This is a genomic window from Enterobacter cloacae complex sp. P47BA (assembly GCF_014930485.1).
Lineage (GTDB): Bacteria > Pseudomonadota > Gammaproteobacteria > Enterobacterales > Enterobacteriaceae > Enterobacter > Enterobacter bugandensis.
On record NZ_JADBRF010000001.1, the window covers coordinates 157,696 to 174,915 of the forward strand.

General features: G+C 57.2%; 14 protein-coding genes. 3 read left to right on the top strand and 11 right to left on the bottom strand.

Features of this window, described 5'->3' with window-relative positions; translation table 11 throughout:
• Positions 1-21 precede the first annotated feature (21 nt).
• Both IM299_RS00760 and IM299_RS00765 read right to left on the bottom strand, forming a co-directional pair.
• Positions 22-1,407 (bottom strand): NarK family nitrate/nitrite MFS transporter, encoded by a 1,386-nt coding sequence (locus IM299_RS00760; RefSeq protein WP_193356841.1) that lies wholly within the window; start codon positions 1,405-1,407, stop codon positions 22-24.
• 209 nt (positions 1,408-1,616) lie between these two features.
• Positions 1,617-2,192, bottom strand: a complete 576-nt coding sequence (locus IM299_RS00765; RefSeq protein WP_041909823.1) for a TetR family transcriptional regulator — start codon at positions 2,190-2,192, stop codon at positions 1,617-1,619.
• Between the two features lie 116 nt (positions 2,193-2,308).
• Here IM299_RS00765 and IM299_RS00770 point away from each other — a divergent pair, with 116 nt between their 5' ends.
• Complete coding sequence (locus IM299_RS00770; protein ID WP_193356842.1) at positions 2,309-3,796, top strand: MFS transporter; 1,488 nt, start codon at positions 2,309-2,311, stop codon at positions 3,794-3,796.
• A 66-nt stretch (positions 3,797-3,862) separates the two neighbouring features.
• Here the strand turns inward: IM299_RS00770 and IM299_RS00775 are convergent, their stop codons facing one another.
• Genes IM299_RS00775 through IM299_RS00805 form a run of 7 tightly spaced genes read right to left on the bottom strand, consistent with a single transcriptional unit; the run spans position 3,863 to position 10,313 of the window.
• The gene (locus tag IM299_RS00775) at positions 3,863-5,089 is read right to left on the bottom strand and encodes a Zn-dependent hydrolase (RefSeq protein WP_193356843.1); all 1,227 of its coding nucleotides are present in this window, start codon (positions 5,087-5,089) and stop codon (positions 3,863-3,865) included.
• The gene (locus IM299_RS00780) at positions 5,086-5,568 is read right to left on the bottom strand and encodes an L-2-amino-thiazoline-4-carboxylic acid hydrolase (protein ID WP_028013263.1); all 483 of its coding nucleotides are present in this window, start codon (positions 5,566-5,568) and stop codon (positions 5,086-5,088) included. Before IM299_RS00780 ends, IM299_RS00775 begins: the two co-directional genes overlap by 4 nt.
• A gap of 17 nt (positions 5,569-5,585) precedes the next feature.
• Positions 5,586-6,743 (bottom strand): branched-chain amino acid ABC transporter substrate-binding protein, encoded by a 1,158-nt coding sequence (locus IM299_RS00785; RefSeq protein ID WP_193356844.1) that lies wholly within the window; start codon positions 6,741-6,743, stop codon positions 5,586-5,588.
• 28 nt (positions 6,744-6,771) lie between these two features.
• The gene (locus IM299_RS00790) at positions 6,772-7,491 is read right to left on the bottom strand and encodes an ABC transporter ATP-binding protein (protein ID WP_193356845.1); all 720 of its coding nucleotides are present in this window, start codon (positions 7,489-7,491) and stop codon (positions 6,772-6,774) included.
• The gene (locus IM299_RS00795) at positions 7,484-8,251 is read right to left on the bottom strand and encodes an ABC transporter ATP-binding protein (protein WP_048958777.1); all 768 of its coding nucleotides are present in this window, start codon (positions 8,249-8,251) and stop codon (positions 7,484-7,486) included. The genes IM299_RS00790 and IM299_RS00795 overlap by 8 nt, the downstream gene beginning before the upstream one ends.
• Positions 8,248-9,354 (bottom strand): branched-chain amino acid ABC transporter permease, encoded by a 1,107-nt coding sequence (locus IM299_RS00800; protein WP_045630468.1) that lies wholly within the window; start codon positions 9,352-9,354, stop codon positions 8,248-8,250. The genes IM299_RS00795 and IM299_RS00800 overlap by 4 nt, the downstream gene beginning before the upstream one ends.
• Positions 9,355-9,362: 8 nt before the next feature.
• The gene (locus IM299_RS00805; RefSeq protein ID WP_193356846.1) at positions 9,363-10,313 is read right to left on the bottom strand and encodes a branched-chain amino acid ABC transporter permease; all 951 of its coding nucleotides are present in this window, start codon (positions 10,311-10,313) and stop codon (positions 9,363-9,365) included.
• A 170-nt stretch (positions 10,314-10,483) separates the two neighbouring features.
• Here IM299_RS00805 and IM299_RS00810 point away from each other — a divergent pair, with 170 nt between their 5' ends.
• Positions 10,484-11,428 (top strand): LysR substrate-binding domain-containing protein, encoded by a 945-nt coding sequence (locus tag IM299_RS00810; protein ID WP_028013257.1) that lies wholly within the window; start codon positions 10,484-10,486, stop codon positions 11,426-11,428.
• 54 nt (positions 11,429-11,482) lie between these two features.
• Here the strand turns inward: IM299_RS00810 and IM299_RS00815 are convergent, their stop codons facing one another.
• Both IM299_RS00815 and yddG read right to left on the bottom strand, forming a co-directional pair.
• A complete protein-coding gene (locus IM299_RS00815; protein ID WP_028013256.1) occupies positions 11,483-12,592 on the bottom strand; it encodes a porin OmpC in 1,110 nt (369 codons plus the stop codon).
• A 476-nt stretch (positions 12,593-13,068) separates the two neighbouring features.
• Positions 13,069-13,947 (bottom strand): aromatic amino acid DMT transporter YddG, encoded by an 879-nt coding sequence (gene yddG, locus IM299_RS00820; protein WP_028013255.1) that lies wholly within the window; start codon positions 13,945-13,947, stop codon positions 13,069-13,071.
• 221 nt (positions 13,948-14,168) lie between these two features.
• Between yddG and fdnG the strand changes: the two genes are divergently transcribed.
• Positions 14,169-17,216: a formate dehydrogenase-N subunit alpha gene (gene fdnG / locus IM299_RS00825; RefSeq protein ID WP_193356847.1), complete on the top strand. Its 3,048-nt coding sequence runs from the start codon at positions 14,169-14,171 to the stop codon at positions 17,214-17,216.
• The last annotated feature ends 4 nt before the right edge of the window (positions 17,217-17,220 follow it).

Below are 17,220 nucleotides of genomic sequence, written 5' to 3' on the forward strand. Positions count from 1 at the left end.
GCTCCGGCGAAGATGTAGTTTTTATTTTTTTGAGGATTTACGGCCATACACCAGCCAGGTGACGAACACGCAGACGATGTAAAACACGAGGAAGACCTTCATGGCCCCAACCGGCGAACCGGTCATTGCCAGCGATGTGCCGAACGCCTTAGGGATAAAGAACCCGCCAACGGCACCGATGGCGGAGATAAAGCCCAGCGCGGCGGCGGTCTCCGTCACCGCTTCATGCTGCGCCTGTTCGTCCGTGCCGCCCTGCTTTTTGACGCGGTCGAGGGTGATTTGGCGAAAGATAATCGCGATCATCTGGAAGGTCGAACCGCTGCCCAGCCCAGCGGTGAGGAACAGGCCCATAAAGACCAGGTAGAAGGCGATAAAGCTGCCGGAGCCAGAGCCGGGGAGCGTCAGGAAGATCAGGGCGCTGAAGATAGCCATAAAGACGAAGTTAATCAGCGTGACGCGCACGCCGCCCAGCCTGTCAGAGACCATCCCGCCCGCCGAACGCGCCAGCGCGCCGATCAGGGGGCCAAAGAAAGCGAGGTGCAGGATGTTCACGTCCGGGAACTGGGTTTTCGACAGCATGGCAAAGCCCGCCGAGAAGCCGATAAACGAGCCGAAGGTAGCAAGATAAAGCAGGCTCAGCAGCCAGAGGTGAAAGCGCTTCAGTACCGGCAGCTGGCTGGCGATAGAGGCTTTAGAGCTGGCGATATCGTTCATGCCAAAAAACGCCGCAAGGGTTGCCAGCAGCAGCAGCGGCGCCCAGACCCAGGCCGCATTGGCCAGCCACATCGTTGAGCCATCCTCCTGCGGTACGCCGTGCACGCCGAGGAAGGTAAACATTGGCAGGAAAATCACCAGCGGAGCAAACAGCTGCATCACGCTGACGCCCAGATTTCCCAACCCGCCGTTGATGCCCAGCGCGCTGCCCTGTCTGGCCTTCGGGAAGAAGAAGCTGATGTTACCCATGCTGGAGGCAAAGTTGGCCCCGGCAAAACCGCAGAGCAGGGCAATCACGATAAAGACCCAGTAAGGTATCGCGGTGTCCTGAATGGCTATCCCCAGCCAGACGCAGGGGATAATCAGGATAACGGTGCTCAATACCGTCCAGTAGCGTCCGCCAAATATTGGCACCATAAACGAGTAGGGCACGCGCAATATCGCGCCAGAGAGTGAAGGTAATGCCGTTAGCATAAAAAGCTGATCGGTGGTGAAATTAAATCCGACTTTATTCAGATTGACCGCAACGGCGCTAAATAACATCCACACGCAAAACGCTAATAGCAGGCAAGCTACAGAAATCCATAGGTTTCTTCGTGCGATATGTTTTCCTTTATTCTCCCAAAATTGCGCGTTTTCAGGTTTCCAGTTACTCAACAAATGGGGATTACTTTTATCACTTTGTTGCGACATATCGCCCTCTTGCTTACCATGTTTGAGAGAAAAATGAAGTAAAAACAAAAAGATGATTAAAGAAGTGTTATTGGTTTTTTGGGATGCTTTGGGATACATCTGAAAGGATAGATAAAAAAGCGAACCCCCGAGATTAGAATGAAAATAAGGGCTCGCTTAATGTGTTACTAATTGTAACATTTTGCGGAATTTATACTCCGGAAGGAGTATTAAAACAATTCCAGCGTGATAAGTTTGTCGAGATGTTTATTAAATGCCGCATCGTCCATTTCAGGCATATTTAATACGGTGATCCCATCCAGGCCACAAACCAGCCCTATTAAACGCCAGGCGATATTTTCCGCCCGATCGGTAAGCGTGAACGCGCTGGCATCAGCCCCGGCGCGGATAATCGCCACGGTTTCCTGATGCCACATCTCCATGGTGAGGACATAAGCCGCTTTGATCTCGGGATCACGGCTGGCGAGAATTTGGGCTTCCCGCCACAGTCGGATATAAGGCTCAAACTTACCATCGTCGCTGCCGAGCATGCTGTGCAACCGCTCTCGCCAGGTGGCACGTTCATCCGCCACGTCGGCATCTAATAGCTCGCGGATCAGGCGAACGAATGCCAGCGATTTTAACTCACCGCCGGAGGCAAAGTGGTGGTGGACCTGCCCGGTAGCAACGCCCGCTTCAGTTGCAATGCGCCGCACCGTCATCGCCGCCAGCCCCTCGGCGAGCGCCACGCGCATGGCGGCCTGTAAGATTGCTTCCCGCCGTTCATCCTTGCTCAGATATCGCATGTTTACTCACTCTCAATGGGAATGAAACGAGTGTAACAAAAAGCTGGACACTCGTTCAACTTTACGTAGGATCGCATCCTGGACATGTGTCCATGTTTAAAATGAAAAGGAAATTTATGTTTCGTCAGTGGTTAGCGTTAGTGATTATCGTGCTGGTCTATATCCCGGTCGCGATTGACGCGACGGTGCTGCACGTGGCGGCGCCGACATTGAGCATGACGCTGGGTGCCAGCGGAAACGAATTGTTGTGGATCATTGATATTTACTCGCTGGTGATGGCGGGGATGGTGCTGCCGATGGGTGCCCTGGGTGACCGCATTGGCTTTAAACGCTTGCTGATGATCGGCAGCACGCTGTTTGGGGTGTCGTCCCTGGCGGCAGCCTTTGCGCCGTCAGCCGGGTGGCTGATTGCGGCGCGCGCCTCGCTGGCAATCGGTGCGGCGATGATCATTCCGGCTACGCTGGCCGGGATCCGCACGCTGTTTACCGACGCGAAAGATCGTAATATCGCACTTGGCGTCTGGGCGGCCGTTGGCTCAGGTGGCGCGGCATTTGGTCCGCTGATTGGCGGTATGTTACTCGAGCATTTTTACTGGGGATCGGTGTTTTTAATCAACGTGCCGATTGTGCTGGTAGTGGTGTCGCTGGCCGCGCGTTTTGTGCCCCGTCAGCAGGGCCGACCGGAGCAGCCGCTGAATATCAGTCATGCCATCATGCTGATTGTGGCAATTTTGCTGCTGGTCTACAGTGCCAAAACCGCGCTCAAAGGCGTCCTGTCGCCGTGGCTGGTTGCCTCCGCGCTGGTGACCGGCTCGGTGCTGCTGTTTATCTTCGTGCGTATTCAGCTTCGCGCCCGCATTCCGATGATCGATATGCGCCTGTTCTGCCATCGCATCATTCTGAGCGGCGTGGTAATGGCGATGACCGCCATGATTGCCCTGGTCGGGTTTGAGCTGCTGATGGCGCAGGAATTGCAATTCGTTCACGGCTTTACGCCATTTGAAGCGGGCATGTTTATGCTTCCGGTCATGGTAGCGAGCGGGTTTAGCGGGCCGATCGCCGGGGTACTGGTGGGGCGTCTTGGGCTGCGCATTGTCGCTGCGGGTGGCATGGGGCTCAGCGCGGTCAGTTTCATCGGCCTCTCGATGCTCGATTTCAGCACGCAGCAGTGGCAGGCGTGGAGCCTGATGGTGCTGTTGGGCTTCAGCGCCGCCAGCGCGCTGCTGGCCTCGACCTCCGCCATTATGGCTGCCGCGCCGAAGGAGAAAGCCGCTGCCGCAGGGGCGATTGAAACCATGTCCTATGAACTTGGCGCCGGGCTGGGGATCGCTATTTTTGGTCTGCTGTTGACCCGCAGCTTCTCGGCGTCCATTGACCTGCCGCAGGGGCTGAATGCCTCGCTCGTCGATAAAGCCTCGTCATCGATTGGTGAAGCGATGAAGGTGGCGCAGGATCTGACGCCGTCCCTCGCGGAGCCGGTGATTGAGGCGGCGAAAAGTGCGTTTATTACCTCCCACAGCGTGGCGCTGGGGAGTGCGGGTGGAATGCTGCTGTTGCTGGCAGTGGGGATCTGGTTTAGCCTGGCGAAGGTGCCGAAGCCGTAAAACACGCCCGGTGGCGCTGCGCTTACCGGGCCTACGGGCGCGGTTGTCCGAGCCGCGCCACCCGGTTTATTTTTCCTGGGCCGCGGACAGGACGCTGTGCAACAGCACGTTCGCCCCTTTCTCCGACCACTCCGGCAGGATCCTTTCCGCTTCGTTATGGCTGATGCCCTTCACGCAGGGGATAAAAATCATGCTGGCAGGGGCAATCTTGCTGACATAGCAGGCGTCATGTCCCGCCCCCGAGACCATCGGTTTCGCCGAGTAGCCCAGTTCCGCCACGGCCTTCTCCGTGCGGGCCAGACATTCGGCATCAAACGCGATGGGCGCGTAGTCAAAAATGCGCTCAACAAGAGCCGCCACGCCGCGCAGGCTCAGGCTTTCAGCCACCTTATGCAGCGCCGCCTCCATGGCTTCCAGTGCCGTCAGCGCCGGATGGCGAAACTCCACGCTGCAGACCACTCGAGACGGGACGACGTTGCGCGAGTTTGGCGTAACCTGCGCCATACCGATGGTCGCACGTCCGTCCGGCGCGTGCCGATAGCCAATCTCCTCCACCTTCAGCGCCAGCTCCGAGAACGCGGTCAGCGCGTCTCGGCGGCTGTGCATCGGCGTGGTGCCCGCGTGGGCGGCAAACCCGTCCAGCGTCAGGGTAAACCAGCGCTGGCCCATTGCCGCGCGGACTAACCCGATATCCAGTGCTTCATCTTCCAGAATCGGGCCCTGTTCGATGTGCAGCTCGTAGCAGGCGTGAACCGGAAACGCGCGGGCAGGGGCTTCACCCCGGTAGCCGATGCTTTCCAGCGCTTCACCCACGCTGATACCGTCGCTATCCGCGCGGGCATGGGCGTACGCTTCGCTAAATTGCCCCGTCCAGACCCCTGAAGCGAGCATGGCTGGCGCAAAGCGCGCGCCTTCTTCGTTGGTCCAGTTGACCAGCACAACGTCACGTTCCGTCTCAAGGTGATGGTCATTGAGGGTGCGCAGCAGCTCCAGCCCGGCCAGCACGCCGTAAACGCCGTCGTAGTTCCCTCCCAGCGGCTGGGTATCCACGTGCGAACCGGTCATGACCGGCGCGAGTTGCGGGTTTTTCCCCGCGCGGCGGATAAACATATTGCCCATGCTGTCGACGTCACAGGAAAAACCGGCGTCCAGCGCCCAGTCGCGCAGCAGGTTACGCGCAATACGATCTTCCTCGCTCAGTGCCAGACGGGTGACGCCACCGGCGGGCGTGCCGCCGATCTGCGCCATCATCTCAAGCGTTGACCACAGCCGTTCGGCGTTGACGCGGATCATGGCTTGTCCTTACCGCTGCGGTAGCGGAAATCACAGCACGCACCGCCCTGCATAATGGTCGTGGTGCGGGTTAGCTCTACGTCCGGCGCATAGCCAACGATGAATTTTTCATCGCGCGCGCAGGAGAGCAGATGACCGATCTCGCCCAGCCCCATCTCGTGGTACATCTCCGCGTAGCGACAGCGGGTCACATTGTAGTTGTACTGCTGGTCGTCAGCGTCGATCACCTTCACGTCCAGGGCGTTATCTTTCTCCCACAGATACTGCAGGGCGATAAAGCTCTTGATGTTCGCGCCGTTGGGTTCTTTGCTGGCAAACCCTTTGCCAGCGTCAATCGCGGCCTGCTCAATGGCCTCGCCAATCACCGCCTGGGCGCGGGCTTTCCCTATCTCGCGCACCAGGATTTCATAAATTGGCTTAATAATTTCAGCTTCAATTTTGCGGCGGGCGAGAATGCCCAGCTCATTATTATCACTCATCACATTGCCTCGCTGCGTTACTTCGCTTTTGCGCCGCCCAGCACGGCCTGCGGCTGCCATTTGCCGTCGACAACCTTATAGACCGTGAACGACGGCGATTTCAGGTTGCCCTCTTTATCAAACGCGATCTGTCCGGTAACGCCGGAATAGCTGATGGCGCGTAGGGCTGGCAGATAGTCTGATGGCTCAACGGAGTCTGCTTTTTCCATCGCCGCAACCAGCACGCGGGTGGCGTCATAGGCGAACGGGGCGTGCAGCTCGATATGGGTGTGGTAGCGGGCCTGGTAGGCCTGTTCGAATGCCTTTCCACCCGGCATCTGATCAACGGGCAGGCCCGGCTCCAGCGCCACAACGCCTTCGCCTTCTTTCTGCGCCAGCTTCAGGAACGTCTGGCTGACGAATCCGCCTGCGCCCATCAGCGTGGCATTCATGCCCAGCTGTTTAATGCGGCGAGCCAGCGGTGCGGCCTGGCTGTCGACGCCGCCGAAGAAGATCAGATCGGCGTTTTTACTGCGGATGGCGGTCAGTACGGCGCTGAAATCGACCGTTTTGTCATCCACGTACTGACGGTCGACAATTTTCACGCCCTGGGCTTCCAGCGATTTAATAAACTGGTCTGCAAGCCCCTGACCAAAGGCGGTACGGTCGTCGATTACCGCAATGCGTTTGGCTTTCAGGGTGTTAACCGAGTACTGACCGGCGAGCTGGCCGCCGTCATCGTCGTGTCCCATCACGCGGAAGCTGGTATCAAAACCTTGTTGCGTATAGGCGTGACCGGTCGCGACCGGTGCTACCTGGGCGATGCCCGCATCGTGATAAACGCGGGCCGCTGGAATGCTGGTGCCGGTGTTCCAGTGGCCGACCACGCCCGCCACATCGCTGTCCACCAGACGCTGCGCGACGGCTACGGCAGTGCGCGGGTCAGACTGATCGTCTTCGGACTGCAGTTTGAAGGTGACCGCTTTGCCGCCGATGGTCGGATGCTGCTTGTTTATGTCGTCAATGGCCAGCTGCGCGCCGTTCTCCAGATCTTTCCCGATACGGGCGGACGGGCCGGTGAGCGGGCCTGCCAGACCGATAACCACGGTTTCGCCGTCGGCGGCCCACGAGGACGTTGAGGCAAGACCGCCGAGCAGAATAGCGGCGCTGAGCGCACTGATTTTTACTGTTTTCATTGTATTTCCCTGATGTTGGCTGATGTGGTTAAACGGGCATTTCGCCCAAATAAATGTGTGCAATCTGGTCGTCGTGAAGCAGTGCTGTCGATTCGCCATGATGAACAATGCTGCCGCTGTCCATCACCCATGCGCTGTCGGTCACTTCCAGCGCGAGCCGGGCGTTTTGTTCGATCAGCAGCAGGGCGACGCCACGCTCGCGCAGCCCGGCGATAACGGCAAATATGTTCTCGACCATCTTCGGGGCAAGGCCCATCGACGGCTCGTCGAGGATCAGCAGGCGCGGGCGGCTGAGGAGGGCGCGGTTAAGGGCCAGCAGCTGTTGCTCGCCGCCGGACAGCAGCCCGGCAAGCTGATGCTGGCGCTCGCCCAGACGCGGGAAACGTTCGAAAATCTCGTTCATCTCGCGCTTAATGGTGACAGTGTCACGCCTTAGCCAGGCGCCCATCTGCAGGTTTTCCAGTACCGTCATGCGGGAGAAGATCCCGCGGCCCTCCGGAACCATGACAAGCCCGTCGCGAAGCAGGGTCTCCGGGCTCTGTTTGCGGACCGGCCTACCGTTGAATTCAATACTGCCGCTAAAGCTTTCCAACCCGGTAATGGCGCGCACGGTGGAGCTTTTCCCCGCGCCGTTAGCGCCGATCAGCGTAGCCTGTTCGCCCTCGTGCAGGGTAAAGGAGACATCGCGTACGGCCTGAATGCCGCCGTAATGCACGTCCAGACGTTCTACCTTCAGTAATTCAGTCATGGGCGTTACCTCCAAGCCAGGCGGCGATCACTGCCGGGTCGCGCCGCACGCTTTCCGGCGTACCGCTGGCGAGCGTTTTACCGTAATCAAGCACCGTCAGGCGATCGCAGATGCCCATCACCAGCTTGACGTCATGTTCAATCATCAGCAGAGTTTTGCCGTCATCGCGGATGCGGATGAGCAGCTCGCCGAGCGCCACTTTTTCCGCCGCGTTCATCCCTGCGGCGGGCTCGTCCAGCGCCAGCAGCAGCGGATCCGTCGCCAGCGCGCGGGCGATTTCAAGGCGACGCTGATGACCATAGGCCAGATCGCAGGCGCGATAGTGGGCGAACTGCGCAATGCCGGTATAGTCCAGCCAGTGCCAGGCCAGCTCGCGGGTCTGCTTCTCTTCCTCGCGGGCGCGTTTATGGCGGCTCAGCGCGGCCCACAGGCCGTTACGGGTGCGCACGTGGCGGCCCACCATCACGTTTTCCAGCACCGACATCTCGTTGAAGAGGCGCACGTTCTGGAAGGTGCGGGCAATCCCGGCGGCGGTGACTTTCTCTATGTGTTTTGGGAAGTAGGGCTTATCGGCAATCGAAAACTCACCGCTGTCCGCCGGATAAAGCCCGGTGATCAGGTTAAAGCAGGTGGTTTTTCCCGCGCCGTTGGGGCCAATCAGCCCGTAGATTTCCCCCCTGTTCACGGTAATCGAAACGTCATCTACGGCAGTCAGCCCGCCGAAGCGTTTTGACATGTTGCGTACGGTTAACAGGCTCATGCCTTCACCTCCTTGTGGCGTACCGGCCAGAGGCCTGACGGGCGCACCAGCATGACCAGCACCAGTGCCATACCGTAAAACAGCTGGCGCAGCACTTCCGGGTCAATCAGTACCGTACCGAACAGCGCCTGCTGAACCGGCGCTGCCTGGCTGCGCAGCAGTTCCGGCAGGGCGGTAAGCAGTACCGCGCCCAGGATCACGCCCGGTATGTGCCCCATACCGCCCAGCACCACCATCGCCAGTACGGCAATGGACTCCTGCAGCGTGAAGGATTCCGGGGAGACAAAGCCCTGAAACGCGCCGAAAAGCGCACCTGCTATGCCGCCAAAGGAGGCGCCCATCGCAAAGGCGAGCAGCTTATAGTTACGCACGTTGATGCCCATCGCGCGGGCCACATCTTCATCCTCACGGATGGCGTGCCAGGCGCGGCCAATACGGGAATGCTGCAGGCGCAGGCAGACAAAAATAATCGCTACAATCACCAGCATCAGCAGGTAGTACCACAGCCACAGGGCGGGCACTTTGAAACCAAACCAGTGGTAGACGCCGCTAAACTTCAGGCCGAACAGGTTCAGCGTATCTACCCCGGTAATGCCCTTTGCGCCGTTGGTGATGTTTACCGGACGGTCGAGGTTGCGCATCAGGATGCGGATAATTTCGCCAAAGCCGAGGGTCACTATCGCCAGGTAGTCCCCGCGCAGCTTCAGCGTGGGCGCACCGAGTAAAATCCCGCAGACTGCCGCCACGAGGGCCGCCAGCGGAATAATGAGCAGATACGAGGTGTGCAGCCCGTCCGGGAACCAGACTGCGAGGATCGGAAACACCTCCAGCAGGTGTGGAGAAGCCATCAGTGCCGCGAGGTAGGCGCCGACGGCGTAAAAGGCGATAAAGCCCATGTCCAGCAGGCCGGTATAGCCGACCACAATATTGAGCCCGAGCGCCAGCATGATGTAGAGCAGGGCGAAGTCGATAACGCGCACCCAGTAGTTGCCGCCGAGCTGCGTGGCCACCACGGGCGCTATCAGCAGCGCGAGGCAGAACAGGCTCATGCCTGACCAGAATTTGCGCGTCGCCGCCGGGGCCTGAATTTGAAGTGTTGTCATGGTATTCCTTACGCCCTGTGCGCCACGCGCTCGCCCAGCAGGCCAGCCGGACGGAAGACCAGCACCAGGATCAGCACCATAAAGGCAAAGACATCCTGATAGTTGCTGCCAAATACACCGTGGGTCAGTTCACCCAGGTAGCCTGCGCCCAGGGCTTCGATAATGCCGAGCAGGATGCCGCCAATCATGGCACCCCGAATGTTGCCAATGCCCCCCAGCACGGCGGCGGTAAAGGCCTTGATCCCGGGTAAAAAGCCCATCGAGAAGCTGGCGTTACCGTAGTTGCTGGCCATCATTACGCCTGCCAGCGCGGCAAACGCCCCGCCAATCGCAAACGTCAGGGTGATAATGGCGTTTGGGTTAACTCCCATCAGCGTGGCCACGCGCGGGTTTTCCGCCACGGCGCGCATGCCGCGCCCCAGGCGGGTGTATTCCACCAGCAGCCAGAGCCCGGTCATCACCGCCAGCGCCAGCGCCACGGTGACAATACCGGTAACGGTCACGATGGCGGGCGGGTGCATTTCACTGCCTGACGTCACGGTAATCGGATCCATGGGCAGGATCTGCGGGAACATCAGCGGGTTGCGCGTCCAGATAATCATCGCCACGGTTTGCAGCAGGACGGAGACGCCGATACCCGAGATCAGCGGCGCCAGGTGCGGAGCGTTGCGCAGTCGACGGTAGGCAAATCGCTCCACGGCCATGGCCAGCAGGGCGCACACGGCCATGGCAATCATCAGGGCAACGCCGAGCTGCAAGAGCAGCGGCATATGCGGGAAGGTGCTATTCAGGGCGTTAATGGCGGAGAGCGTGGTGAGCGCGCCGACCATCAGAATATCCCCGTGGGCAAAGTTAATAATGCGCAAAATGCCATACACCATGGTATAGCCCAGCGCGATCAGCGCGTAGATGCTTCCCAGCATCACACCGTTGATCAGTTGTTGTATGAGTGTATCCAACGTTTGTACCCGCAAAGTGCTCGTTCTGCGGCTACCATCCAATAAATGAATTAAATTGTAAAATACGCATCTATTATTTCTTATGATAAATAAATATTGTTTTATGTTTATGATTTAAATGAAAATAGTTAAAGCCTGCTTTTGGGTGAAAAGCCTAAAGAAATCAACATATGAATAAAACAGAACAATTGGCGAGCCTGACGGCGTTTGCAGAGAGCCGCCTGGCAAACGATCCGCCGCTTCGGGCCGTACGTGCATTCGAGGCCATCGCCAGGCTGGGGAGCGTCACGCTGGCCGCGCAGGAGCTGGATATCTCTCCGTCGGCCGTCAGCCATCAGCTCAAGGTGCTCGAAGGATACCTGCAAATGCCGCTCACGGAACGTCAGGGACGCAGGCTGGTGCTGAGCCAGCACGGGCGGGAATATTACCGCTCGATCCGTGCGGCCTTTAACGTGTTGCGCCAGGCGACGGAGCACCTGGCGGAGCAGGCGCAAACGCGTCAGGTCACCATCAGCCTGATTCCGCTGTTTGGTATGGGGTGGTTTATCCCGCGCTTGCCTGCGTTCATGCGCGCCAATCCGCAAACCGAGATCAACGTGGTGTATGCCAACCACCGTAACTATCTGAGCGACGCGTCGGATATGTCGATTCGTTTTGGTAACGGGCAGTGGGCGGGGTATCAGAGTGAAAAACTGATTTCCGGCCAGATGGTGCCGGTGTGCAGCCGCGCGTTTTTGCGCGTTCATGGCCATATCGACACGCCTGAACAGCTGCTGCAAATGCCGCTGCTGCACGATGAAGAGCGTACGAGCTGGACGCAGTGGTTTTTGTTGCAGGGGGTAAAACGTCCACTCCGGCGCAGCGGCCCGCTGTTTGAAGACGGGCTGTTGACGCTGGCGGGCGTTCAGGCAGGGCTGGGATGTGCGCTCATGCGTGAGCCGCTGATTGCGCCATATCTTGAGAGCGGCGAGCTGGTCAAGATATTTGACTTACCGATTGATGACGGGCGCGATTATTACCTCTGCGTGCGTTCAGATTCAGAGATGACCGAAGACGGCAAGCTACTGCAAACCTGGCTGCGTCGGGCGGCAGGCGGGGAGTTGTCCGTCGGGTAAATGCGGAAGATAAAAAAGCCAGCGTGTCACGCTGGCTTTTGGACAGACAAGATTTTAGAACTGGTAGGTCAGACCCAGCGCCACGATGTTGTCGGTACCGATACCTGCCTGGCGAGTGAACTGGTTGTCGTCGAGCAGGTTGATTTTGTAATCCACGTAGGTGGACATGTTTTTGTTAAAATAGTAGGTGGTGCCGACATCAATGTATTTAACCAGATCCTGGTCGCCGAAGTTCTCGATGTCTTTGCCTTTAGACTGCAGGTAAGCGATGGATGGACGCAGGCCAAAGTCGAACTGATACTGAGCCACAACTTCGAAGTTTTGCGCCTTGTTTGCAAAGCCGTAGATGTCGCTGCGGTTACCGTTAGAGGTGCCGAAACGGGTTGCGTTATAGGTCTGAGAGTACTGCGCCGCGAGGTAAACGTTGTTCGCGTCGTACTTCACGCCGCCGCTGTACACTTCAGCGCGGTCGCCTTCACCGTATACGCCAGCCGCATTCTGGTCAGCGGTACGGCGAGAGGAAGACATTGCACCACCGACGCTGAAGCCTTCACCCAGATCGTAAGTCAGAGACGCACCGTAGCCGTCGCCGTTCTGGTTCAGCAGGCTGCGGCCGTTGGTGTTTTCACCGCTTACGCTGCCGTTTTTACCCTGGTACTGCAGGGCAAAGTTCAGGCCGTCAACCAGACCGAAGAAGTCCTGGTTACGGTAAGTTGCCACGCCGTTTGCACGAGACTGCAGGAAGTTGTCGGCACCGTAGGTGTCACCACCGAATTCTGGCAGAACGTCGGTCCAGGAGGTCACGTCGTAAATCACGCCGTAGTTACGGCCGTAATCGAATGAACCGGCTTCAGCGAACTTCAGACCTGCGAAGGCCACACGGGTCCAGGACTGGTTGTCGCCTTCGTCCTTGTTACCCTGAATCTGGTATTCCCACTGGCCGTAACCGGACAGCTGGTCGTTAACCTGGGTTTCACCCTTGAAGCCGATACGCATGTAGGTTTTATCACCGTCTGCGCCTGCGTCATCAGAGAAATAGTGCAGACCTGTCACTTTACCGTACAGATCCAGCTTGTTACCGTCTTTGTTATAAATCTCAGCTGCGTTTACAACGCCTGCTGCCAACATGGAAGTGACTGCCACTGCAACTAATTTAAGTTTCATCTTAAATATTCCTTATAATTTTTTTCAGTATTTCCTGAACCATCGCGAACGATTTCTAAACGAGGCTGTTCGTCAACGGCGTGCTATTTTTAAAAATCTTGTAGTTGTCTTTCAATAATAAGTTTCAAAATATGAGTAATAATTTCATTTAGTGTGATCGAGATCGGGTTAATGACGGCTGAATAAAATGTTGTGGCGATTATTTAATCAGAATGAGTTTATTTTTTTGGCAACTATGATGGCGAATATTATTGCATTTCGTGTTATTAATAGCGGTAATATTCGCAGGGAAGTAGTTACGCAGCGGTGTCAGGTTATGTCAATTTAATGTCGGGGGAATTGACGAAGGAAGTTAATATAAACAGAACATCAACAAATGCACTAATGTTCTGATTAATATATTACGATGTGATCACATATTAAATTTATGTTAATTTTTCTGCCGGATTTAATCGAACCCGGCATAAATCTGAACCCTATTTTCGTGTAGCGTACCAGCAGAGCAATGACCCGGCGCAGACCATCAGCGCGCCCTGCCAGAACGAAAAAGAGAGGGGTGAGCTTAGCAGCACGGCTGCAAGCGCGGCAGAGAGCACGGGAGTAAAATAGGATACGGCAGCCAGCACCGTGACGTTACCGTGCAGAATGCCAATATTCCATGCCGCATAGCCAAACCCAAGCGCAATGCCGCACATAACAAGCTTCACGATAACCGGAAAGCTGAACACCATTTCTGGCTGATCGCTAATAGTATATTTCACCCACAGGCTCAGCGCAGTGAGCAAAACAAAGAGGGTAATACCGTTTTGCCCTTTGGCAAATTTGGCGGTTACGGTGCAGTAGGCGGCCCAGATAAATGCTCCGGCAAAAGCAAGCGTATAGCTAAGGGGATTAGAGACGACATTGCGGATTATTTCATCAATGTGTAATCCTTGCTCACCTCCTAATACCCAACACACGCCGAGCAGAGCGATAGCTAAACCGGGGACGACCCACAGCGTTGATTTCTGTCCGTTGAATAAAATAGCAAAGACGATCGTCAGGCTCGGCCAGAGATAATTAACCATACCGACTTCTATGGCCTGCGCTCGCGTGGCGGCATAGCCTAACGACAGCGCCAGACAAATTTCGTAACTGACAAATAGTACGCTGCCTGCAATAAGATACCCGGGTGAAAAACGTTTAATATCAGGAAATCCTACCGTTACCAGGCACAATAACCCACTGAGGGTGTAAATCATCGCCGCGCCGCCGACGGGCCCCAGCCCCTCGCTTACGCTGCGAATCAGGCCCACCATTGTGCTCCATAGCAGTATCGCCGCCAGCCCCGTGAGCGTTGCTCTCTTTCTGTCCATTACGTTTTCATCGCTAATAAAATCAAAGGGAAAATGTATAGCATTAATTCTGACCCTGTCGCGAATTATTCTCTTACGTGTTTAACCCTTAAGGGGTATTCAAACGCGGCAGCGGTGACTATTAAGGGGGCGACGTCAGGCGACCTTGATTTGACGCAAAAAAAACAGGGGCTTTAATGTTAGTTTGCGGCGCGAAGTCTTATCAGATAACGAGGACAACAATGGACGTCAGCCGCAGACAATTTTTCAAAATCTGCGCGGGCGGTATGGCCGGAACCACAGCCGCAATGCTGGGATTTGCTCCCAAAATGGCGCTGGCTCAGGCACGCAACTATAAGCTGCTGCGTGCGAAAGAGATCCGTAACACCTGCACATACTGCTCCGTGGGTTGTGGGCTATTGATGTATAGCCTGGGCGATGGCGCGAAGAACGCCAGAGAAGCTATTTACCATATTGAAGGGGATCCGGATCATCCGGTGAGCCGTGGGGCGCTGTGCCCGAAAGGGGCGGGACTGCTGGACTATGTCCACAGCGAAAACCGCCTCCGCTACCCGGAATACCGCGCGCCGGGCTCCGACAAATGGCAGCGTATCTCCTGGGATGAGGCGTTCTCCCGTATTGCAAAACTGATGAAAGCCGACCGTGACGCCAACTTTATTGAAAAGAACGAGCAGGGCGTGACGGTCAACCGCTGGTTGTCTACCGGGATGCTGTGCGCATCTGCGGCTAGCAATGAAACCGGCATGCTGACGCAAAAATTTGTGCGCTCTCTCGGCATGCTGGCGGTAGACAACCAGGCGCGCGTCTGACACGGACCAACGGTAGCAAGTCTTGCTCCAACATTTGGTCGCGGTGCGATGACCAACCACTGGGTTGATATTAAAAACGCAAACGTCGTGGTGGTGATGGGCGGTAACGCCGCTGAAGCCCATCCGGTGGGATTCCGCTGGGCGATGGAAGCGAAAAACAACAACGATGCGACGCTTATCGTCGTCGATCCGCGCTTTACGCGTACGGCATCGGTGGCGGATATCTATGCGCCAATCCGCTCCGGTACGGACATTACGTTCCTCTCCGGCGTGCTGCTGTACCTGATCGAAAACAACAAAATTAACGCGGACTACGTTAAGCATTACACCAACGCGAACCTGCTGGTGCGGGATGATTTTGCCTTCAATGACGGGCTGTTCAGCGGCTATGACGCTGAAAAACGCCAGTACGACAAAACGTCCTGGAACTATCAGTTCGATGAAAACGGCTATGCGATGCGGGATGAAACGCTGACGCATCCGCGCTGCGTGTGGAACCTGCTGAAGCAGCACGTTTCCCGCTATACGCCGGACGTGGTGGAGAACATCTGCGGCACGCCGAAAACGGACTTCCTGAAGGTGTGCGAGGTGCTGGCCTCCACCAGCGCAGCTGACAGAACCACCACGTTCCTGTATGCGCTGGGCTGGACGCAGCACACCGTGGGCGCGCAGAACATCCGTACCATGGCGATGATCCAGCTGCTGCTCGGCAACATGGGGATGGCCGGTGGCGGCGTGAACGCCCTTCGCGGCCACTCTAACATTCAGGGCTTAACCGATCTCGGTCTGCTCTCCACCAGCCTGCCGGGCTACCTGACGCTGCCGTCGGAAAAGCAGGCCAGTCTGCAAGCGTATCTTGAAGCTAATACGCCAAAAGCAACGCTGCCGGATCAGGTGAACTACTGGAGCAACTATCCGAAGTTCTACGTCAGCCTGATGAAATCCTTCTACGGCGACGCGGCGCAGAAGGAGAACGACTGGGGCTTTGAGTGGCTGCCCAAGTGGGATCAGGCTTACGACGTCATTAAGTATTTCAACATGATGGATAAGGGCGACGTCACCGGTTATATCTGCCAGGGCTTTAACCCGGTGGCGTCATTCCCGGATAAAAATAAAGTCGTGCGCAGCCTGAGCAAGCTGAAGTACATGGTGGTTATCGATCCGCTGGTGACCGAGACCTCCACCTTCTGGCAGAACCACGGGGAATCTAACGATGTCGATCCGGCGTCGATTCAGACCGAAGTGTTCCGCCTGCCGTCCACCTGCTTTGCAGAAGAGGACGGCTCTATTGCCAACTCCGGCCGCTGGCTGCAATGGCACTGGAAAGGGCAGGACGCACCGGGCGAAGCGCGTAACGACGGCGAAATCCTGGCCGGCATTTATCATCGTCTGCGCGAAATGTACCGCACCGAAGGCGGCAAAGGCGCGGAGCCGCTGCTGAAGATGAGCTGGCACTACAAGCAGCCGGATCGTCCTGAGTCTGAGGAAGTCGCGAAAGAGAACAACGGCGTGGCGCTGGCGGATCTGTATGACGCGAGCGGCAACCTGGTCGCGAAAAAAGGCCAGCTGCTGAACAGCTTTGCGCTGCTGCGCGATGACGGGACAACGGCATCGTCCTGCTGGATCTACGCCGGCAGCTGGACGGAGCAGGGTAACCAGATGGCGAACCGCGATAACGCTGACCCGTCAGGCCTGGGCAACACCCTGGGCTGGGCATGGGCGTGGCCGCTGAACCGTCGCGTGCTGTACAACCGCGCGTCGGCGGATATCAACGGCAAGCCGTGGGATCCGAAGCGCATGCTGATCCAGTGGAACGGGGCGAAATGGACGGGGAACGACATTCCGGACTACAACACCGCCGCGCCGGGCAGCAACACCGGGCCATTCATCATGCAGCCGGAAGGGCTGGGGCGCCTGTTCGCCCTCAACAAGCTGGCAGAAGGGCCGTTCCCGGAACACTACGAGCCGATGGAAACGCCGCTGGGGACCAACCCGCTGCACCCGAACGTGGTCTCAAGCCCGGTGGTGCGCATCTACGAAGAGGACGTGCTGCGCTTAGGCAAAAAGGACAAATTCCCGTACGTGGGGACGACCTACCGCCTGACCGAGCATTTCCACACCTGGACCAAGCACGCGCGGCTTAACGCCATCGCGCAGCCGGAACAGTTTGTGGAGATAAGCGAAACGCTGGCGAAGGCGAAAGGCATTGCCAACGGCGATCGCGTCAAGGTGAGCAGCAAGCGCGGCTTTATTCGCGCCGTGGCGGTGGTGACCCGTCGTTTGCAAAGTCTGAACGTGCACGGCCAACAGGTGGAAACCGTCGGTATTCCGCTGCACTGGGGCTTTGAAGGGGTGGCGCAGAAAGGCTATATCGCCAATACCCTGACGCCAAACGTCGGCGATTCCAACTCGCAAACGCCGGAGTACAAAGCGTTTCTGGTCAACATCGAGAAAGCGTAAGGAG